The following is a 20,478-nucleotide window of genomic DNA, read 5'->3' on the forward strand; positions in this document are numbered from 1 at the left end:
CATGCGGATCGCACCGGCTCCCATCGACCTTTCGCCCGCGCAGCGACCCGATGCCGCGCGCATCGACCAGGCCGCGCGCCAGTTCGAGGGCGTGTTCGCGCAGATGCTGATCAAGAGCATGCGCGACGCGAGCTTCGGCGACGCGCTGTTCCCCGGCGAGAACCAGCTCTACCGCGACCTCTACGACCAGAAGCTCGCCAAGTCGCTGACCGACGGGCCGGGGCTGGGCCTGGCGAAGACGATCGCGCGCCAGCTCGGCGGCGCTGAGGCCGCGCCGGTGCTCGACACGCGCCTGGACCCGGCCGCGCCCCTGCCCTCGGCCATCGACGGCGATGCCGCGTCCGAGCTGCCCGGGACCCTGGGCGCGCGCACGCTCGACCTGATCGCCGGGCGCCCGGCGGGTCCGGAAGGCGACGCGGCCGCCGCGTCGCCGATGGACGGCTTCATCGACCGGCTGATGGCCCGCGTGCAGCCCGCCGCGGAGGCCGCCGGAGCGGCCGCGACGGCGCTGGTGCCCGGCGCCGCGGCGCTGGAAAGCGCGTCGCGCGCGGCCGCCGAACGGCTGGGCACGCGGACGCCGGAAGGCTTCGTCGCCTCGATCTGGTCGCACGCGCAGGCCGCGGCGCAGGAGCTCGGCGTGGACGCGCGGGCGCTGGTCGCGCAGGCCGCGCTCGAGACCGGCTGGGGCCGCCGCATGATCCGCCACGGCGACGGCGCGACCGCGCACAACCTGTTCGGCATCAAGGCGACCGGCTGGCAGGGCGAACGCGCAAGCGCGACCACGCACGAGTACAGCAACGGCGTGCGCCACAGCGAACGCGCCGACTTCCGCGCCTACGCCTCGCCGGCCGAGAGCTTCGCGGACTACGTTCGGCTGATCAAGCAGAACCCGCGCTACCGCCAGGCGCTCGAATCGGGCGGCGACGTGCGCCGCTTCGCCAGTGCGCTGCAGCGCGCCGGCTACGCCACCGATCCGCGCTACGCCGACAAGATCAGCGCGATCGCCAACGGCCCCACGCTCGGCCGCGCGCTGTCGACGATCTCCGAGGTCGCGCGCGAGGCCGGCGACGCCGCCACGCGCTCCTCCTTCCGCTTCGCCGGCGCCGACACGCCCGGCCAGGCCGTCACCCGCCGCTAGCCGCCAGGACCCGCCATGGCCAACGTCCTCACCACCGGCACCAGCGCGCTGATCGCGTTCCAGCGGGCGCTCTCGACCGTCGGCCACAACGTCGCCAACATCAAGACGCCCGGCTACAGCCGCCAGCAGGTCGAGTTCGCGACCGGCACGCCGCGCGACGTCGGCGTGGGCTACATCGGCAGCGGCACCCGGATCAGCGACATCCGCCGCGTCGCCGACGACCTGGCCAACGCGCGGTTGATCGACAGCGGCGGCGAGCTCGCACGCCTGCAGCAGCTCTCGACCCTCACCGGCCGCGTCGACAGCCTGATGTCCGAGTCGGCGACCGGCATCGCCGGGCAATGGTCGAACTTCTTCGATGCGGTCAGCGCGCTGTCGTCCAACGCCTTGGCGTCGGCCGAACGCCAGAGCCTGCTCGGCGACGCCAAGGCGCTGACCTCGCGCTTCCAGCAGTTGCACGGCGAGTTCGGGCGCCTGGCGAGCGAAGTCGACAACGGCCTGGTCGCCGGCGCGACCGAGGTCAACCGCCTGGCCGGCCAGATCGCCCAGCTCAACGCGCGCATCGGCAGCGCGACGACCGCCTCGCCCGACCTGCTCGACCAGCGCGACCAGCTGATCACCGAGCTCGTCGGCTGGACCGGCGGGACGGCCGTGGCACAGGACGGCGGCGCGATCAACGTGTTCTCCAGCGGCGGCCAGGCACTGGTGGTCGGCAGCCAGGCCTCGCAACTGACCACCGTCTCCGATCCCTACCGGCCCGAGCGGCAGCAGCTCGCGCTGCAGGCGCCGGGGCAGACCGTGCGCATCGACGAGCGCGCGATGGGCGGGCGCCTGGGCGGCCTGCTCGAGTTCCGCAGCCAGGTGCTCGACCCGACGCAGGCCGAACTGGGCCGGGTCGCACTCGGCTTGGGGCTGCACTTCAACGCCGGCCACGCCGCCGGCGTCGACCAGTACGGCGCACGGGGCGGCGACTTCTTCGCCGTGCCCGCACCGGTCGTCTCCGGGCACGCGGGCAACACCGGCTCTGCGCGGCTCTCGGCCAGCGTCGCCGACCTCGCCGCTGTCGACGGCCGCAACCTGGTCGTGCAGTGGCGCGACGGCGCGTGGTCGGCAAGCGACGCGGGGACCGGCGCCGCGGTGCCGGTCGCGGGCACCGGCACCGCCGACGACCCGCTGCGCGTGGGCGGCATCGCACTGGTCGTGAACGGGACGCCGGCGCAGCAGGACCGCTTCCTGCTGCAGCCCACCGCGCAGGTCGCCGGCGGGCTGGCGGTGGCGATCACCGATCCGGGCCGGATCGCGGCAGCGTCCCCGGTGCGCGTCGACGCCGCGCTCGACAACCTGGGCACCGGCAAGCCGTCCGGCATCCGCGTGGACGATGCCGCCCATGCGGCGCTCGCGGCTCCGGCCAGCATCGAATTCCTCGACGGCGACCAGTACACGATCGACGGCGACGGCCCGTTCCCCTACACCCCCGGGGCGCGGATCGAGGCCAACGGCTGGTCGTTCGTCATCGACGGCGTGCCGGCCGCCGGCGACGCCTTCACGGTCGGCCCGACCGGTGCCGGGTCCAGCGACAACGGCAATGCCGCCCTGCTCGCCGGGTTCGACGATCTGCGCCTGCTCGACGGCGGCAACGTCAGCCTCAACGGCGCGATCTCGGGCCTGACCTCGGCCGTCGGCTCGACCGCACGCCACGCCGCCTATGCCGCCGAGGCGCAGGCGGTGGTGCATACGCAGGCGCAGTCGGCGCGCGACAGCGTCTCGGGCGTCAACCTCGACGAGGAGGCCGCGAACATGCTGCAGCTCCAGCAGGCCTACCAGGCCGCCGCGCAGATCGTGTCCACCGCCGACACCCTGTTCCAGTCGATCCTCGGAGCCGTCCGCCGATGAGCAACCGCATCTCCACCAGCATGCTCTACCAGCAGTCGATCGCGTCGCTGCAGTCCAAGCAGGCTTCGCTGGCGCGCCTGCAGCAGCAGTTGGGCACCGGCCAGAAGCTGCTCACCGCCAAGGACGATCCGGTCGGTGCCGGCGCCGCGGTCGGCCTGGACCGCGCGCTCGCCGAGCTCGAACGCTTCGGCAAGAACGGCGATGCCATGCGCCACCGCCTGGGGATGCAGGAAAGCGCGCTGTCGCAGGCCGGCGACATCATGGGACGGATCACCGAGCTGACCGTGCGCGCCAACAGTGCGTCGTTGTCGGACGGCGACCGCAAGGCCATCGGCATCGAGATCACCAGCCTGCGCGACAGCCTGCTGGAAGTGGCCAACAGCCCGGACGGCACCGGCCGCTACCTGTTCGGCGGCACCCAGGACGGCAGCCCGCCATTCACCCGCGTCGCCGGCAGCGTCGCCTACGGTGGCGACCAGACCCAGCGCCAGGTCGAGGTCGCGCCACAGCTGTTCGTCGCCGACACGCTGCCCGGCAGCGAGGTCTTCCTGCGCGTGCGTACCGGCGACGGCCGGGCCGACGTCGACGCGCAGGCCGGCAATGCCGGCACCGGCCGCATCGGCAGCTTCTCGGTCGCCGATTCGACCCGCTGGGACGGCGGCCGCTATCGGGTCGAATTCGGCGCCGAGGGCGCCTACGAGGTGCGCGACGCCGCGGGCGAGGTCGTCGCCAGCGGCACGCACGCCGACGGCGATGCGATCGACGTCGCCGGCGTGCACGTGGTGATCGCGGGCGCACCGGCGCAGGGCGACGCGTTCGAGGTCGGGCCGGCCGCGACGCGCGACGTCTTTGCGACCATCGACCGCCTGATCGGCGCGCTGGCGCTCGATCCGACCACCGCCCCCCAGCGCGCCGACCAGCAGAACGCCCTGCAGGGCGCGATGCGCGACATCGCCACCGCGCAGGCGCACCTCATCGACGCCCGCGCCAGCGGCGGCGCCCAGCTCGCCGCGCTCGACAGCGCCGACGGCCTGCGCGATGCCCAGGGCGTGACCATCGAGACCACGCTCTCGGGCCTGCGCGACCTCGACTACGCCGAGGCGATCGCGCAGTTCAACCTCGAGAAGGTCGCGCTCGACGCCGCCCAGCTGAGCTTCGTGCAGATGCAGCGCCTGTCGCTGTTCGACCTGTTGCGCTGATCCCGGCGGATTGCAGCCGGCGCCGCCGGCGAACCGCCATGTATCTGCGAGCACGATGCGCACGCCTCCGCCATGCGCTGCAGCGCATGGCACCCGTAGGAGCGCGCTCGCGCGCGATGGGTGTTCCCTGCAAAGCCTCATCGCGCGCAAGCGTGCTCCCACGCAGATCGTCTCCGGCGACGGCACCCTTGGCCGCGATCCGCCCACGTCTCCACCACGCCCCATGGGCGCACCGCATCCCGTAGGAGTGCGCTCGCGCGCGATAGCGCGTTCCCCGTGACGCCCTCATCGCACGCGGATTCCGGCGCCCGGCGACGGAACACGTCGTCAGCCGCATCGCCCCCTCCCCACGTCGACAGGCGCCCCGCCCCTCAATCCGGCCGCGCCGCGGCCGTTAACCAGGCGTCCGGAACACGGACACGCGGCGGCCCGTCCCGACGGTGCGACGAAAGCCCTAAAGCCCGGACCCGGCACGCCGTTAATGGTTACAGCAGAGGACAGGGCCGGTAGAGACGGCAAGCCCCTGCGGCGCCACCGGCACGGCCCTGTACCCGCCGGATTCCCTCATCCAGGAGACCAGCAATGTCCGTCATCAACACCAACACGATCGCGCTCAACGCCCAGCGCAACCTGTCGACCAACAGCGCCAGCCTGTCGACGACGATCCAGCGCCTGTCCTCGGGCTCGCGCATCAACAGCGCCAAGGACGACGCCGCCGGCCTGGCGATCTCGCAGCGCTTCACCACCCAGGTCCGCGGCATGGACGTGGCGATCCGCAACGCCAACGACGGCATCTCGCTGGCGCAGACCGCGGAAGGTTCGCTGAGCGAGATCGGCAACAACCTGCAGCGCGTGCGCGAGCTCGCCAACCAGGCCGCCAACGCGACCAACTCCACCTCCGACCGCCAGGCGCTGCAGGCCGAGGTCACGCAGCTGATGTCGGAAATCGACCGCGTCGCCAAGCAGTCCGACTTCAACGGCACCAAGCTGCTCGACGGCAGCTTCAGCGGCGCGCTGTTCCAGGTCGGCGCCAATGCCGGCCAGTCGATCGCGATCGACAAGGTGGTCGATGCCAAGACCGAGTCGCTGGGCAAGACCGGGTTCGAGAGCGCAGCGCTGACCATCACCGCGCCCGCCGACGGCGACGCGCTGGTGATCAACGGCAAGACGATCGACCTGTCGAAGGTCAAGACCACGGCCGCCGTGGAAGCCGACCCGGATGCCGCGCCGCCGGTCGAGGCGGTGGACGGCAGCTACGACGTCAAGTCGCTCACTGCCGCGATCAATGCCCAGATCGGCGAGACCGGCGTCTACGCCGAAGTCACGACCGGCGAAGACGGCGTCGAGGGCATCACGCTGAACACGGTCGGCAAGGACGGCGAGATCGATACCGCCGGATCGACGAACCTGGTCGCCGGTGCCACGACCGCGGCCACCACCACGATCAAGGACATCGACATCTCGTCGGTCAAGGGCGCGCAGCAGGCGCTGACGATCGTCGACGAGGCGCTGGGCGAGATCAACAACACGCGTGCGGACCTGGGCGCGATCCAGAACCGCTTCAGCTCGGTCGTCGCCAACCTGCAGACCAGCGGCGAGAACCTGTCGGCCGCCCGCAGCCGGATCATGGACACCGACTTCGCCAAGGAGACCGCCGAGCTGTCGCGCACGCAGATCCTGCAGCAGGCCGGCACCGCGATGCTGGCGCAGGCCAACCAGATCCCGCAGAACGTGCTCAGCCTGCTGCGCTGAGTCCTGCGGATCGTCAGGGCGGCGGATGTCGCCCTGTTTCGGAAACCTCCGGCTTCGGCCGGAGGTTTTTTTTTGGTAGGAGCGCGCTCGCGCGCGAAGGTGTACCGCTAACGCCCGTTTCGCGCGCGAGCGCGCTCCTACGCGCGGGGCGTCCCAGTCGGCCCTTGCGCGCGCACGACTGCACGGGGGCAAGCGGGTCGCCGCCCAGGCACGCGACTTGCACGCGCTCAAGAAGCGCGGCCAGGGGCCGTTATCCCATCCGGACCCACCGGCGTTCGGCGTATCCGGACGACCGGGCCAGGAGACTCTCACATGGCGGACTATTCCTTCGGCTACGGCGGCGTCGGCTCCGGGCTCGACATCAGCGGCATCGTCACCCAGCTCGTGGCGGCGGAACGCGCGCCGCAGGACGCGAGGCTGAACAAGCTCGAAGCGACCGCCAAGTTCAAGCTGTCCGGGCTGGGCGCGGTCACGTCGGCATTCGACGGCCTCAAGACCGCACTGGACGCATTGCAGAAGACGGATGCACTGGGCGCACGGACGGTCAGTTCCCGCTCCACGACCGGCGCCGCGCCGACGGGCGCGACGACCGACACCGTGCTGGGCGCGACCGCGGCTGGCGGCACACCGATCGGGCGCTACGAGGTCCAGGTCCAGAGCCTGGCCACCGCCCACAAACTGGTCGGGGGCGGCATCGACAAGGACACGCGCTACGACGCGGGCACGTTGCGGATCGGCATCGGCGCGGACTTCGTCGATGTCGAGGTGCCCGCCGATGCGAGCCTGGCCGACATCCGCAGTGCGATCAACGGCGCTGCCGGCAAGCACGGCGTGCAGGCGGCGCTGCTGACGTCGGATGAGGGCCAGCACCTGTCGATCGGCAGCGACAAGACCGGCGCGGCGAATGCGATCGCGATCAGCGTCATCGCCGGCGGCAGCGACCTCGGCGCGCTGATCGACGGCATGCAGGAACGGTCGCCCGCCGCCGACGCGGTCGTCAGCATCGACGGGCTCGCGACCACCAGCGCCAGCAACACGATCGTCGATGCGGTGCCGGGCCTGACGCTCAAGCTCAAGGATGCCGGCACGAGCATCGTCGAGGTGTCCGCCAATCCCGGCGGGAGTCGCGCGGCGGTGGAAAGCTTCGTCAAGGCCTACAACGCCGCGCTCAACGCGATCTCGACAGCGACCAGCTACAACGCCGAAACCAACACGCCGTCGTCGTTGACCGGCGATGCGCAGATGCGGGGGGCGGCCTCGCAGCTGCGCGGCATGATGAGCGAACTGCTGGGCGACCTGGCGGCGCAGGGCCTCGACGCGGCCACGCTCGGCCTGCAGACCCAGGGGCATCCCAACCCGAACGGCAATCTCGTGCTCGACACCGCGAAGTTCGACGCGGCGATGGCCGCCAATCCGGCCAAGATCGTCGCCGCGCTCAGTGGCGAGGGCGGCGCCGCCTCGCGGCTCAATGCGGTCGTCAAGACCTATGTCGGCGCCGAAGGCACCTTCACGTCGCGCAAGCAGAGCCTCGACGGCCAGGTCAAGGATGTGACCAAGCAGCGCCAGGCCCTGGAAGTCCGCATGGAAGGCGTCGCCAAGCGCTACCAGGCGCAGTTCGTCGCGCTCGACACGCTGATGGCGCAGATGAGCACCACCAATTCCTACCTCTCGCAGCAGCTCGCAGCGCTGTCCGCGCAGACTTCACAGTGATTCTTCGGAGACGCCAGATGATGCCCCGCAACTACGCCCAGCAATACCGGCAGACGCAGCTGGAAGGCGCGGTCATGGAGGCCGATCCGCACCGGCTGGTCGCGTTGCTGCTGGCCGGCGCCTGCGAGCGCATCCGCCTGGCCGAGGCCTGCCTGGAACGCGGCGACCAGGCGCGCAAGGGCAAGGCCATCGGCGAGGCCTGCGCGATCGTGGGCCACCTCGACGGCTCGCTCGACCACGAGGCCGGCGGCGAGATCGCGGCCAACCTGTCCTCGCTGTACGACTACATCGTGCGGCGGCTGACCGAGGCCAACCTGCAGAACGACGCCGCCGGCCTGCGTGAGGCGCTGACGCTGCTGGCCGAGGTCGACGCGGCCTGGAACGCGATCGGCCCGGCCAAGCCGCAGGCGGCGGTGGCGGACGCCACCGCGTGAGCGTGCTCGAGGCCCTGCACCGGGATCTGGACGCGCTCGACGCGGCGATCGCGCGCGACGAGTTCGACGCCGCCGCCGGGCTGCTGGCCGGCTACCAGCAGCGGCTGCGCGGCACGATCGAGACGCTGGGCGCCCGCCTGCCGGTGGAGGCGCTGCGCGCACTGCTCGCGACCCAGCACGCGCTGACCGCGCGCATGCGCGCACGCCGCGACGCGGTCGCCGTGCAACTGCGGCAGGTGCACCGCGCCGACGCCGCCTCGCGCGCCTACGCCGACGTGGGGCACGCGCCATGACCGGCCTGGCGACCGCGCCGGCCGAGGCCGAACTGCGGCTGTTCGGCGACGCACTGAGCTGCGAGCTCGACCTGCCGGTCGCGGTCGAGCCCGCCGATGGCGCCGGCCGCCAGACCCAGGCCGTCACCCTGCTCTCGGCGCTGGCCCACATCGAGGACCTGCGCAAGGACGACGGCGACGACCACGGCGACCTGCCGCTGCTGGCGCAGCGCATGGACGCCAAGCTCGACCTGATCCTCGCCCTGCTCGGCCGCCTGGCCAGACGCGACGATGGCCTGACCGAGCGGCTGGTGCATTGGTCGTGCCACGGCCTGCGGGTCGACCTCGATCCCGGCCAGGGCCTGCCCGCCGGCGCCGCGGCGATCGTCCGGCTGCAGCCGGCGGACTGGCTGCCCGACCCGCTCGAACTGCCGGCGACCGTCGTCGCCTGCGAGGACGGCCACGGCCGCACGCGCCTGTGGCTGGCGTTCGCCGGACTGCGGCCCGACCTCGTCGAGGCGCTCGACCGCCACCTGTTCCGCCTGCACCGCCGCCAGGTCGCCGAGCAGCGTCGGCGCTGAGGCATCCGTCGGCGCGGGCCCGAAACCTGCGCCCTGTCACAGTTCGCGACGCCCGGCCGCTGGGGCATCCGGGCGCGCTGCCGTATCCTGTCCGTCCGGCAGCCCGTGCGACTGCCAGGGGGATGCGGGCTGGTGCGAGTACTGATCGTCGACGACCACACGTTGGTCCGTGCCGGCCTGAGCCGGTTGCTGCAGGGCTTCCACGACGTCGTCGTCTGTGCAGAGGCCAGCCGGGCCGACGAGGCGCTGACGCTGAGCCTGGTCCACCGCCCCGATCTCGTGCTGATGGACCTGTCGCTGCCGGGCCGCAGCGGGATCGAGGCCATGGCCGCGATCCATGCCGAGCTGCCCGCCACCCGCGTACTGATCATGTCGATGCACGACGACGCCCAGCACGTGCGCACGGCGGTCGAGCGCGGCGCAGCCGGCTTCATCGTCAAGGACGCCGCGCCGCTGGAACTGGAACTGGCGCTGCGCACCGCGATGGGCGGCGAGCTCTTCCTGAGCCCCCGGCTGTCGTCGCGGCTGATGGCACCGATGTTCGGCCGTCCGCGGCACGGCGGGGTCGATGGCCTGTCGCGGCGGCAGCAGCAGATCCTCGACCTGATCGGCCGCGGGCGCAGCAGCAAGGAGATCGCGGCCGAGCTCGGGATCAGCGTCAAGACCGTCGAGACGCACCGCGCCCGGATGATGGAGGCGCTGGGCTGCCGGCGCGCCAACGAGCTGGTGCTGATCGCCGCGCGGCAGGGCGCAGCGGACCGGGATCCGTAGGCGCGCAATCTTAGGATTCGCCATCGCGCGCGAGCGCGCTCCTACAGGTGGATCGCGACGCTTACGTCTGCGGCGACGACGCCTTGTGTAGGAGCGCGCTCGCGCGCGAAGGGCTTGCCCGGCAATATCTGATCGCGCGCAAGCGCGCTCCTACAGATCGGATGCGCCGCTGCGGAACCAGCCTCCTGACGGATTTCCGGCGCTCGGGGGCCCGCATCGCCGTCGGGGAAACCCCGACAGCGGTCGGGCGAACCCCGCATCCTGTCGGAAACACCCCGATACCGGAACCGTCGCGACGGCTTCACGATGCCGTCACTGGCGCGGTCTGCGCCGCGACGGAAACCGGACACGGCCATGAAGGCGAGTGCGACCACTTCGATGCAGTTGGGCCAGCAGCTGCACATGACCCCGCAGCTGCTGCAGTCGATCCGGCTGCTGCAGCTCGACGGATTGCAGCTGGAGCTCGAGGTGCGACGCGTGCTGGCGCACAACCCGCTGCTGGAGCTGGACGAGGAACCGGTTGCAAGTCCGGTGCCGGACCGCACCGACGGCGCGGTCGAGGTCGCGGCATTCGACGAACTGCCCGAGGCCGCGATGTGGGACGTCCGCGGCGCGAGCTGGAGCGGCGAGGACGAAGGCCTGCAGCGGATCGCCGCCGCGGACTCCAGCGATCCGCACTGGCGCATCCTGCAGCGCCTGGCGCTCGAGCTGCCGGCCGATGCGCTGCCGCTGGCGGCGTTCTGGCTCGAGCACTGCGACGAGGCCGGCTACTTGGTCGAGCCCGCCGAGACGCTCGCCGCGCGCGGCGCCGCGCTGCTGGGCCGGAGTGCGGCCCGCATGGAGTCGGTCCGTCAACGCCTGCTGGCCGGCGATCCCGCGGGCATCGCCGCGCGCGACGTGCGCGAATGCCTGCTGGCCCAGCTCGACGCCCTGCCCGGGCCGGTCGCCGGCCGCCACCTGGCCCGGCGACTGGTCGACACCGCCCTCGACCTGCTCGCCGCGCATGACATCGCCGGCATCGCGCGCCGCCTCGACTGCGAGCCCGACGACGTGCACGAGGCGATCCGGCGGGTGCTCGCGCTCGATCCGCGCCCGGCCCAGGCCGGGGCGCCGGACGACGACGCGGCGGTCGTGCCCGACGTCGTGGTCTGGCACGCCGATGCCGGCTGGCGCGTCGCGCTGAACCCGGCCTCGACCCCGCGCGTGTCGGTCGCCGCCGGCTACGAGCGCATGCTCGCCGACGGCGGCGAGGCCGCCGCGCCGATGCGCGAGCTGCTGCAGGAGGCGCGCTGGTTCACCCGCGGGCTGTCGATGCGCTACGACACGCTGCTGCGCACTGCCCGCGTCATCGTCGAACGCCAGGCCGCGTTCCTGGCGCGCGGCGAGGAGGCGATGGCGCCGCTGACGCTCAAGGACGTCGCCGAGGCGATCGGCATGCACGAATCCACCGTCTCGCGGATCACCACCGGCAAGTACCTGCAGACCCCGCGCGGCACGATCGAGATGAAGCGCTTCTTCGCGGTGCGCCTGGAGGGTGCCAACGTCTCGGGCGCCGCGGTGCGCGCGATGGTGCGGCGCCTGATCGAGGCCGAGCCGCCGCAGCGCCCGCTGGCCGACGAGGCGATCGCCGCGCTGCTCGCGCGCCAAGGCGTGCACATCGCGCGCCGCACCGTCGCCAAGTACCGCGAACAGCTCGACATCGCCCCCGCGCGGGCGCGCCGCCACGCCGGCCGCCCCGCCCTGCTGGCCCGGACGGCCTGAGGATTCCATGGACAAGATCAAGGTACTGCTGGTCGACGACCACGAAGGCTTCATCAACGCCGCGCTGCGCCATTTCCGCAGGCTCGACTGGCTGGAGGTCGTCGGCACGGCCGGCAACGGGCTCGAGGCGATCGCGCAGTCCGAGGCGCTGCGCCCGGACGTGGTGCTGATGGACCTGGCGATGCCCGAGATGGGCGGGCTGCAGGCCGCGCGCCTGATCAAGGCGCAGGACGACCCGCCCTACATCGTCATCGCCAGCCACTTCGACGACGCCGAGCACCGCGAGCACGCCACGCGCGCCGGTGCCGACAACTTCGTCAGCAAGCTGTCCTACATCCAGGAGGTCATGCAGATCCTGGAGACGTTGCACGGCCCGCAGGGCCGCCAGGGAGACCCATCGTGAGCGAACCGCGCATCCTGGTCATCGACGCCGACGGCGACCGCGCCGAGCGGCTGTGCACGCTGCTCGAGTTCATGGACCTGCGCCCGCGCTGGGTCGCCGAGCCGGGGGAGATCTCGGTCGCGCGCCATCGGTCCAGCGACTGGGTCGCGGTGCTGGTCGGCGACGTCGACGGCGACGCCGCCGGCGCGTCGGCGTTCTTCGGCTGGCTCGGCCAGGCCGGCATCGCGCCGCCGGTGCTGCTGATCGACGGCGAAGCGCCGGCGTTCGCCGCCGCGCACGGGCTGCACGAGGCCGGCGTGTGGACGCTCGAATCGCCGCTGCGCCACGCCCAGCTCGAGAACCTGCTGCGCATCGCCAGCCTCCGGCGCATCGACGCCGACCGCCAGGCCTCGGCCGACCAGGGCGGCGGCCCCACCGGCGGCAGCGAGCCGGTGCGGCGGCTGCGGCGGATGATCGACCAGGTCGCGCCGTTCGACACCACCGTGCTGGTGCTGGGCGAATCGGGCACCGGCAAGGAGGTCGCCGCGCGCGCGATCCATCAGCGCTCGGCGCGGCGCGACGGACCGTTCGTGGCGATCAACTGCGGCGCGATCCCGGCCGAACTGCTGGAAAGCGAGCTGTTCGGCCACGAGAAGGGCGCGTTCACCGGTGCGCTGTCGGCCCGCAAGGGCCGCTTCGAGATGGCCGAGGGCGGCACGCTGCTGCTCGACGAGATCGGCGACATGAGCCTGCCGATGCAGGTCAAGCTGCTGCGCGTGCTGCAGGAACGCTGCTTCGAGCGCGTCGGCGGCAACCAGTCGATCCGCTGCGACGTGCGCGTGATCGCGGCCACCCACCGCGACCTCGAGGCCCGCATCGGCGATGGCCAGTTCCGCGAGGACCTGTTCTATCGGCTCAACGTGTTCCCGATCGAGATGCCGTCGCTGCGCGAGCGGCGCGACGACCTGCCCGAGCTGGTGGGCACGATCGCCGCGCAGCTGGCGCGCAATGGCCGCGGCGAGATCCGCTTCGCGGCCGAGACGCTCGACGCGCTGGCCGGCTACGCGTGGCCGGGCAACGTGCGCGAGCTGAGCAACCTGGTCGAGCGCCTGGCCGTGCTCAACCCCGGCGGCGTGGTGCGCGTGCAGGACCTGCCGCAGCGCTACCGCGAGCATCTCGCCGATGTCCCCGCCCCGCCCGCGCCCGCCACGGCGTCTCCGGCCCGTGCCCAGGCGACCGTCGCGGTGACCGTGACCGACGCCGCGCAACTGCCCGAGGACGGGCTGGACCTGCGCGACCACATGGCGCGGATCGAGCTGGGCCTGATCCGCGAGGCGCTCGAACGCAGCGACGGCGTCGTCGCGCATGCCGCCCAGCTGCTGGGCCTGCGCCGCACGACGCTCGCCGAGAAGCTGCGCAAGTACGGCATCGAGCGCGACCTGGCGGCCTGAGGATTCGGCGCCCGATTCCGCTGGGTCACGCTTGTGGCCAGGCCCCGTAGGAGCGCGCCCGCGCGCGAAGGGCTCTACCGGGGCAGCCCCATCGCGCGCAAGCGCGCTCCTACAGGGGCAACAAACGCCGTAGACCTGCGCCATCGGAGACCGATTCTTCTGAGCCGCGCTGGTGACCGGGGACTTGTAGGAGCGCGCTCGCGCGCGAAGTGGCTCTACCGGGACTGCCCCATCGCGCGCAAGCGCGCGCCTACGAAGCACAAGCCCGTTCTCGCCGGTTCCGGCACGCGACTTGCATCCTCACGGCAGGATTCCGGCACCCGTCTCCCATGAGCCATTCGGTCAATTCGATCCTCTCGCAGATCCGCAGCTACCAGGGCCAGATGCAGCCCATGGCGCAGGCGCGCGAGGCGATCGCGGCCGATGCCGCCCGCTCCGATGCGATCCCGGTCCAGGGCCTGGGCGGCGTGCAGGCGCCGGGTGGCGCGTCGGCCGCGGCGACGCCGAGCTTCGGCGCGACGTTGCGCAACGCGATCGAGGGCGTGAACTCAGCGCAGCAGCGCAGCGGTGCGCTGGTGCGGGCGTTCGAGCTCGGCGAGCCCGGCGCGGACCTGGCCAAGGTGATGGTGGCCTCGCAGCAATCGCAGGTGGCGTTCCGCGCCACCGTGGAAGTGCGCAACCGACTGGTGCAGGCGTACCAGGACGTCATGAACATGCCGCTGTGACGGCACCGGAGAACGACTGAACCATGGCGATCCAGCTCACCAAGGATGTCTTCAACGCCGAGAAGGCCGGCGGCAAGGCCGTCGAGGTCCTCGACCGGCTCGAGAAGATGCAGCTCGCCCGGCGCCTGGGCAAGATGCTACTGCTGGCCGCGGCGATCGCGGTCGGCCTGATCGTGTTCTTCTGGTCGCAGACGCCCGGCTACGTGCCGCTCTACGCCGGCCTGGACGCCAAGGCCACGGCCGAGGCGACCGACCTGCTGCGCACCGCGCAGATCCCGTTCCGCATCGACCAGGCGACCGGCGCGATCTCGGTGCCCGAGCAGAACGTGCACGACGCACGTCTGAAACTCGCTGGCTCCGGGCTGACCGAATCGGGCCGCCTGGGCTTCGAGCTGATGGAGCGCGACCCGGGCTTCGGCGTCAGCCAGTTCGTCGAGACCGCGCGCTACCAACATGCGCTGGAGACCGAACTGGTGCGCACGATCGCCGCGTTGCGCCCGGTGCGCGACGCGCGGGTGCACCTGGCGATCCCCAAGCCCAGCGCGTTCACCCGACAGCGCGAGGCCGCGAGCGCCTCGGTGGTGCTCGAGCTGCGCGGCGGCGCCAGCCTCGAGCGCGGCCAGGTCGACGCGATCGTGCACCTGGTCGCCTCCAGCATTCCCGACCTCGCGCCCGAGCGTGTCACGATCGTCGACCAGAACGGCCGCCTGCTCAGCGACGACCGCCAGGATCCGGGCGCGGCGCTGAGCGCGCAGCAGTTCGAACAGGCGCGGCGCCAGGAGACCTCGTTCAACCAGCGCATCCGCGAGCTGCTCGAGCCGATGACCGGCGCCGGCCGCGTGAACGCCGAGGTCACCGTCGACATGGACTTCTCGGTCAGCGAGGAGGCGCGCGAGCTCTACAACGCCGAGCCGCCGAAGCTGCGCAGCGAGCAGCTGAGCGAGAACACCTCGCGCGACGGCGGCCCGCAGGGCATCCCCGGCGCGACCAGCAACCTGCCCGACACCGCCGCCAATCCCGCGCCGGTCGATGCGGCGGTGGCCGCGGCCGCGGGCAATGCCGGCGAATCGTCGCGCAGCTCGACCCGCAACTACGAGCTCGACCGCACGCTCAGCCACACCCGCCAGCCGCCGGGCCGCATCCGCCGGGTCACCGCCGCGGTGCTGGTCGACCACGTGCCGCGCGCCGGCACCGACGGCGCGACCACGCTGCAGCCGCTGACCGCGGCCGAGCTGCAGCGCGTCGAGGCGCTGGTGCGCCAGGCGGTCGGCTTCGACGAGACCCGCGGCGACGTGGTGTCGGTGATGAACGCCCCGTTCGTGCGCGAGAGTCTCGACGACGTCGGCGCGGTGCCGTGGTGGCAGCAGCCGATGCTGCGCGACATCGCCCGGATCGCGCTCGGCGCGCTGGTCGTGCTGGCGCTGCTGTTCGGCGTGGTGCGCCCTGCCGTGCGCCAGATCACCGGGCCGTCGGCGAAGGCGCGCCGCAACGCCGGGCCCGACACCGCCGAGGTCGTGCTGCTCGACGACGAGGCCTTGCCGGCGCTCGCCGACGACACCGCGCAGATCGGCGCGCTGCCGGCCCAGGCCCAGGCGCCGATCGCGTTGCCGTCGGATGCCTACGAGGACCGCCTGCGGCAGGCCCGCGAGGCGGTGAAGACCGATTCGAAGCGTGTGGCACAGGTCGTGAAGGGATGGCTGGGCGATGAAGCGACCACATGACATCGGCGAGATGACCGGCGTGCAGCGCGCCGCGGTGCTGCTGCTCTCGCTCGGCGAGGCGGACGCGGCCGAGGTGCTCAAGCACATGGGCGCCAAGGAAGTGCAGAAGCTCGGCCTGGCGATGGCGACGATGGGGCCGGTCAGCCGCGAGCAGGTCACCGGCGTGATGGACGACTTCCACGGCGCGCTGGAGCGGCAGACCTCGCTGGGCGTCGGCGCCGACGACTACATCCGCGCGGTGCTGGTGCAGGCGCTGGGCGCCGACAAGGCCGGCAGCCTGATCGACCGCATCCTGCTGGGGCGCAACACCACCGGACTGGACACGCTCAAGTGGATGGACCCGCGCGCGATCGCCGACCTGGTGCGCCACGAGCATCCGCAGATCATCGCGATCGTGATGTCGCACCTCGATCCCGACCAGGCCGCCGACGCGCTGAAGCTGATGCCCGAGCGCACGCGCGCCGACGTGCTGCTGCGCATCGCCACGCTCGACGGCATCCCGCCCAACGCACTCAACGAGCTCAACGAGATCATGGAGCGGCAGTTCGCCGGCAACCAGAATCTCAAGTCGTCGGCGGTCGGCGGCGTCAAGGTGGCCGCGAACATCCTCAACTTCATGGAATCGGGCCAGGACCAGGGCCTGCTGGCCGCGATCCGCAAGATCGACGCGCAGCTGTGCCAGCGCATCCAGGACCTGATGTTCGTGTTCGACGACCTCATCGAACTCGACGACCGCGAGCTGCAGACGGTACTGCGCGAGGTGTCCGGCGACCGCCTCGGCATCGCGCTGCGCGGCGCCGACCCGCGCGTGCGCGAGAAGATCACCCGCAACATGTCGCAGCGCGCCGCCGAGATCCTGATCGAGGACATGGAGGCCCGCGGCCCGGTGCGCCTGTCGGACGTGGAATCGGCGCAGAAGGAGATCCTGACGATCGTGCGCCGGCTCGCCGATGAGGGCGCGCTGACGCTGGGCGGCGGCAGCAACGCCGAGGCACTGGTATGAGCGGCGTCGTGCGCTGGCTGGCGCCGGCGCTGGACGACAGCGCCGCGCCACCGCCGGCGATCGCCGAGGCGCCCGTCGAGCTGCCGCGCCCCCCTTCGCTCGAGGAGATCCAGCGCATCCGCGACGACGCGCAGCGCGAGGGCCATGCGGAAGGCCTCGCCCAGGGCCGTGCCGAGGGCCTGGCCCAGGCCCAGGCCGAGATGCGCCGGCTGGCCGCGCAGATCGAGGGCATCCTCGACAACTTCTCGCGGCCGCTGGCGCGGCTGGAGAACGAGGTCGTCGCCGCGCTCGGCGAACTGGCCGTCCGCGTCGCCGGCGGCCTGGTCGGCCGCGCCTACCAGGCCGAGCCCGCGCTGCTGGCCGAGCTCGTCGGCGAGGCCGTCGAGGCGGTCGGCGGTGCGGCGCGCGAGGTCGAGGTGCGCCTGCACCCCGACGACATCGCCTCGCTGACGCCGCTGCTGACCCTGCCGCCCGAGACCCGGCTCGTCGCCGATCCGGCGCTGGCGCGCGGCGACCTGCGCGTGCACGCGCAGAGCGTGCGCATCGACGGCAGTCTCGAGGCGCGGCTGCGCGGCGCGCTGGAGACCGTGCTGCGCCGCGCCGGGACGCGCGGATGACCGCCGCCCTGCCCCGCGCCGATCCCGCCGACTGGCTGGCAGCGCGCAACCTGCGCCTGGCCGCGCGCCTGGATACCACCGGTCTCGATCCGGCCGCCGGGCGCGGCCTGATCCGCGAGGGCATCCTGCGCCGCGCGGTCGGACTGACGCTCGAGGCGGTGGGCTGCGAGGCGCCGATGGGTGCGACCTGCCGGGTCGAGGTCGCCGACGGCGGCTGGGTCGAAGCCGAGGTCGTCGGCTTCGCCGGCGAACGGACCTCGCTGATGCCCAGCGCCGAACTGCACGGCCTGCTGCCCAACGCCCGCGTCGTGCCGCTGCACCGCCGCGGCGGCGTGGAGATCGGCGAGGGCCTGCTGGGCCGCGTCATCGACAGCGACGGCGTGCCGCTCGACGGCAAGGGCCCGATCCGCGCCGAGGGCACCGTCGGCATGGCCGGCGTGTCGATCAATCCGCTGGCGCGCGAGCCGATCACCCAGCCGCTGGACGTGGGCGTGCGCGCGATCAACGCGCTGCTGCCGATCGGCCGCGGCCAGCGCGTGGGCCTGTTCGCGGGCTCGGGCGTGGGCAAGTCGACGCTGCTGGGCATGATGACCCGCTTCACCTCGGCCGACGTCATCGTCGTGGGCCTGATCGGCGAGCGCGGCCGCGAGGTGCGCGATTTCGTCGAGACGACGCTCGGCGAGGACGGCCTGCGCCGCGCGGTCGTCGTCGCCGCCCCCGCCGACCGGCCGCCGCTGGCGCGGCTGCACGGCGCCTATCGCGCGACCGCGATCGCCGAGTGGTTCCGCGACCAGGGCCTCAACGTCCTGCTGCTGATGGACTCGCTGACCCGCTTCGCGCAGGCCCAGCGCGAGATCGGACTGTCGGTCGGCGAGCCGCCGACCACGCGCGGCTATCCGCCGTCGGTGTTCGCCAAGCTGCCCGCGCTGGTCGAGCGCGCCGGCAACGGCGCCAAGGGCCGCGGCTCGATCACCGCGTTCTACACCGTGCTGACCGAGGGCGACGACCCGCAGGACCCGATCGCCGACGCCGCGCGCGCGATCCTCGACGGCCACATCCTGCTCTCGCGCCGCATCGCCGACGCCGGCCTGTACCCGGCCATCGACGTCGAGTCGTCGGTCAGCCGCGTGGTCACCGAGATCGCCGACGTCGACTGGCGCGACCGCATCCGCGCGCTCAAGCGCCTGGTCAGCGCCTACAACGCCAACCGCGACCTCATCGCCATCGGTGCCTACCAGCGCGGCGGCGACCCCGCGGTCGACGAGGCGCTGGCGCGCTGGCCGGAGATCGTCGACTTCCTGGGCCAGGATATCGCCCGCGCCGCCGACCTGCAGCACAGCCGAGAGGCGCTCGAACGCCTGTTGCACCCCGAGGAGCCCGCCGCATGAAACAGTCCCGACGTATCGACCCGCTGCTCAGCCGCGCCCAGGACCACGAGGACGCCGCGGCGCGCGTGCTCGCCCAGCGCCAGTCCTCGCTCGACGAGCACGAGGCCAGGCTGGCCGAGCTGCGGCGCTACGCGGACGAGTACGCCCACAGCCAGCTCGCCGCGACCAGCCCCGCGCAGCTCGCGAATCGTCGCGCCTTCCTCGAACGCCTGGAGAGCGCGGTCGAGCAGCAGAGCCGCACCGTCGATCAGAGCCGGCAGACCGTCGAACTCGAGCGCGGCCGCCTGCTGCTGGCGAGCCGGGACAAGCAGGTGCTCGAACAGCTGGCCGCCAGCTATCGCGCGCAGGAGCGCCAGGTCGACGAACGCCGCTCGCAGCGCGAACTCGACGACCTGGGCGCGCGGCGCGTGCGCCTCGCCGTGACCGAGGGACGCGACGCATGACCCCGCTGGCGTCCACCGCGCAGGCCGGCACGGTCCCGATGCCAAGGACCACGCGCGGCGCGGCGTCCGAGGGCGCCCGTGGCGACGACGGCTTCGCGCGCGCGCTCGAGCACCGGCAGGCGCAACGCAGCGCCGACGGCGCAGCGCAGCGGCGCGATGCCCGCCCGCCCGCCGACGAGGCCCCGGCCGCGGATGCCGACGGGCCGACGTCGCACGAGGCCGCCTCCGCGCAGGACGATCCCGATCCGGCCACCGCAGCGGCCGGCGCCGCGCTCCCGCCCGTCGTCCCGGCCCCCTGGCCACCGACCGGGCTCGCCGGACTGGTGGGGTTCTCGCCTGCCCCCGAACTGCCGGCGGAGGCGACTCCCGCATCCGAAGCGCCACTGCCGCCGCCCACCGCTGCCGCATCGCCCGTCGCCGCGACCGGCATTGCGATGCCGGCGTCGCTGCCGCCGCCCGATGCCGTGCCGCCGGGCGACGCCATGCTCGCCGTCGATGCGGCCGCCGATGCCGTGCCGGCCTCGCCCGGCGACCCCGTGGCCGACGCCGGCGAGCCCGCACCCATCGCATTCGCCCTGCCCGGCGCGCCGGCACCGGCCGCGCGCGCGCCGGCGCCGCTGCTCGCCTCGCCGCTGCCCCCGCCCGACGTCCACGGTGGCGACTTCGAGGACCGCCTGGGCGCACAGCTCGAATGGATGGCCGGCCAGAAGATCGGCCACGCCCGCATCCGCGTGACGCCGCAGGACCTGGGTCCGATCGAGGTCCGCCTGCAGCTCGACGGCGACCGCATCGCGGCGGACTTCGTCAGCCCGCACGCGCAGACCCGCGACGCTCTGGAGCAGGGCCTGCCACGACTGCGCGATCTGCTCGGCGAGCACGGCTTCCAACTCGCGCACGCCGGCGTGGGCCACGACGGCGGCGCGGATGCCCGCGACGGAATGTCGTCGCCGTCCGGGCGGTCTGACCGGGACATCGATCCGCATGCCGGCGCCGAGCCGACACCGGCGCCGGCGATCGCGCCCACTCGGATCGGCCTGCTCGACGCGTACGCCTGACGTCGACGGCGACGCCTGCGTCGCGATTGCGCCTGCGGTCGACACGGACGAACGCCGGCGCGGCGCGCCAGGTGGCCGGCGCCGACACCGCACGTTGCGCCTGGAACCGCGCCCGCCGCGGCAGGCGGCGCCACACCGGCGCCACCTCGCGACGGGACGTCGTCGCCGGAACGGCACGGCGA

At 72.9% G+C, this 20,478-nt stretch carries 19 protein-coding genes; all 19 read left to right on the top strand.

All coding sequences use genetic code 11. The features are described 5' to 3' along the window. Position 1: 1 nt before the first annotated feature. Positions 2-1,138 carry a glucosaminidase domain-containing protein gene (locus WQ56_RS00090; protein ID WP_047135041.1) on the top strand — a complete coding sequence of 379 codons (1,137 nt, stop codon included), beginning with the start codon at positions 2-4 and terminating at the stop codon, positions 1,136-1,138. A gap of 15 nt (positions 1,139-1,153) precedes the next feature. Further along, positions 1,154-3,031 carry a flagellar hook-associated protein FlgK gene (gene flgK, locus WQ56_RS00095; RefSeq protein WP_047135042.1) on the top strand — a complete coding sequence of 626 codons (1,878 nt, stop codon included), beginning with the start codon at positions 1,154-1,156 and terminating at the stop codon, positions 3,029-3,031. Then, positions 3,028-4,230, top strand: coding sequence for a flagellar hook-associated protein FlgL (flgL, locus tag WQ56_RS00100; protein WP_047135043.1), 1,203 nt, complete (start codon positions 3,028-3,030; stop codon positions 4,228-4,230). Before flgK ends, flgL begins: the two co-directional genes overlap by 4 nt. Before the next feature lie 582 nt (positions 4,231-4,812). Then, complete coding sequence (locus WQ56_RS00105; RefSeq protein ID WP_047135044.1) at positions 4,813-5,982, top strand: flagellin; 1,170 nt, start codon at positions 4,813-4,815, stop codon at positions 5,980-5,982. A gap of 312 nt (positions 5,983-6,294) precedes the next feature. After that, positions 6,295-7,692, top strand: a complete 1,398-nt coding sequence (gene fliD / locus WQ56_RS00110; RefSeq protein ID WP_047135045.1) for a flagellar filament capping protein FliD — start codon at positions 6,295-6,297, stop codon at positions 7,690-7,692. Positions 7,693-7,709: 17 nt separating this feature from the next. Next, the gene (gene fliS, locus WQ56_RS00115; RefSeq protein ID WP_047135046.1) at positions 7,710-8,126 is read left to right on the top strand and encodes a flagellar export chaperone FliS; all 417 of its coding nucleotides are present in this window, start codon (positions 7,710-7,712) and stop codon (positions 8,124-8,126) included. Then, a complete protein-coding gene (locus tag WQ56_RS00120) occupies positions 8,123-8,419 on the top strand; it encodes a flagellar protein FliT (protein ID WP_052772728.1) in 297 nt (98 codons plus the stop codon). Before fliS ends, WQ56_RS00120 begins: the two co-directional genes overlap by 4 nt. After that, a complete protein-coding gene (locus WQ56_RS00125; RefSeq protein ID WP_047135047.1) occupies positions 8,416-8,979 on the top strand; it encodes a PilZ domain-containing protein in 564 nt (187 codons plus the stop codon). Before WQ56_RS00120 ends, WQ56_RS00125 begins: the two co-directional genes overlap by 4 nt. A gap of 132 nt (positions 8,980-9,111) precedes the next feature. Further along, positions 9,112-9,750 (top strand): response regulator transcription factor, encoded by a 639-nt coding sequence (locus WQ56_RS00130; RefSeq protein WP_047135048.1) that lies wholly within the window; start codon positions 9,112-9,114, stop codon positions 9,748-9,750. A gap of 354 nt (positions 9,751-10,104) precedes the next feature. After that, a complete protein-coding gene (gene rpoN / locus WQ56_RS00135) occupies positions 10,105-11,511 on the top strand; it encodes an RNA polymerase factor sigma-54 (protein ID WP_047135049.1) in 1,407 nt (468 codons plus the stop codon). A gap of 7 nt (positions 11,512-11,518) precedes the next feature. Continuing rightward, positions 11,519-11,914 carry a response regulator transcription factor gene (locus WQ56_RS00140; protein WP_047135050.1) on the top strand — a complete coding sequence of 132 codons (396 nt, stop codon included), beginning with the start codon at positions 11,519-11,521 and terminating at the stop codon, positions 11,912-11,914. Further along, positions 11,911-13,344 (top strand): sigma-54 dependent transcriptional regulator, encoded by a 1,434-nt coding sequence (locus tag WQ56_RS00145; protein ID WP_047135051.1) that lies wholly within the window; start codon positions 11,911-11,913, stop codon positions 13,342-13,344. Before WQ56_RS00140 ends, WQ56_RS00145 begins: the two co-directional genes overlap by 4 nt. 329 nt (positions 13,345-13,673) lie before the next feature. Then, entirely contained in the window at positions 13,674-14,069 is a 396-nt protein-coding gene (gene fliE / locus WQ56_RS00150; RefSeq protein ID WP_047135052.1) for a flagellar hook-basal body complex protein FliE, read from the top strand. A gap of 23 nt (positions 14,070-14,092) precedes the next feature. Then, entirely contained in the window at positions 14,093-15,790 is a 1,698-nt protein-coding gene (fliF, locus tag WQ56_RS00155) for a flagellar basal-body MS-ring/collar protein FliF (protein WP_047135053.1), read from the top strand. A gap of 10 nt (positions 15,791-15,800) precedes the next feature. Then, positions 15,801-16,793 carry a flagellar motor switch protein FliG gene (fliG, locus tag WQ56_RS00160; RefSeq protein ID WP_047135054.1) on the top strand — a complete coding sequence of 331 codons (993 nt, stop codon included), beginning with the start codon at positions 15,801-15,803 and terminating at the stop codon, positions 16,791-16,793. Continuing rightward, entirely contained in the window at positions 16,790-17,410 is a 621-nt protein-coding gene (locus tag WQ56_RS00165; RefSeq protein ID WP_047135055.1) for a FliH/SctL family protein, read from the top strand. The genes fliG and WQ56_RS00165 overlap by 4 nt, the downstream gene beginning before the upstream one ends. Continuing rightward, positions 17,407-18,798: a flagellar protein export ATPase FliI gene (gene fliI, locus WQ56_RS00170; RefSeq protein WP_047135056.1), complete on the top strand. Its 1,392-nt coding sequence runs from the start codon at positions 17,407-17,409 to the stop codon at positions 18,796-18,798. Before WQ56_RS00165 ends, fliI begins: the two co-directional genes overlap by 4 nt. Next, positions 18,795-19,241: a flagellar export protein FliJ gene (gene fliJ / locus WQ56_RS00175; protein ID WP_047135057.1), complete on the top strand. Its 447-nt coding sequence runs from the start codon at positions 18,795-18,797 to the stop codon at positions 19,239-19,241. Before fliI ends, fliJ begins: the two co-directional genes overlap by 4 nt. Then, the gene (locus tag WQ56_RS00180) at positions 19,238-20,296 is read left to right on the top strand and encodes a flagellar hook-length control protein FliK (RefSeq protein ID WP_052772729.1); all 1,059 of its coding nucleotides are present in this window, start codon (positions 19,238-19,240) and stop codon (positions 20,294-20,296) included. Before fliJ ends, WQ56_RS00180 begins: the two co-directional genes overlap by 4 nt. The last annotated feature ends 182 nt before the right edge of the window (positions 20,297-20,478 follow it).

Origin of the sequence: Luteimonas sp. FCS-9 (assembly GCF_001014645.1) — a bacterium.
Lineage (GTDB): Bacteria > Pseudomonadota > Gammaproteobacteria > Xanthomonadales > Xanthomonadaceae > Luteimonas.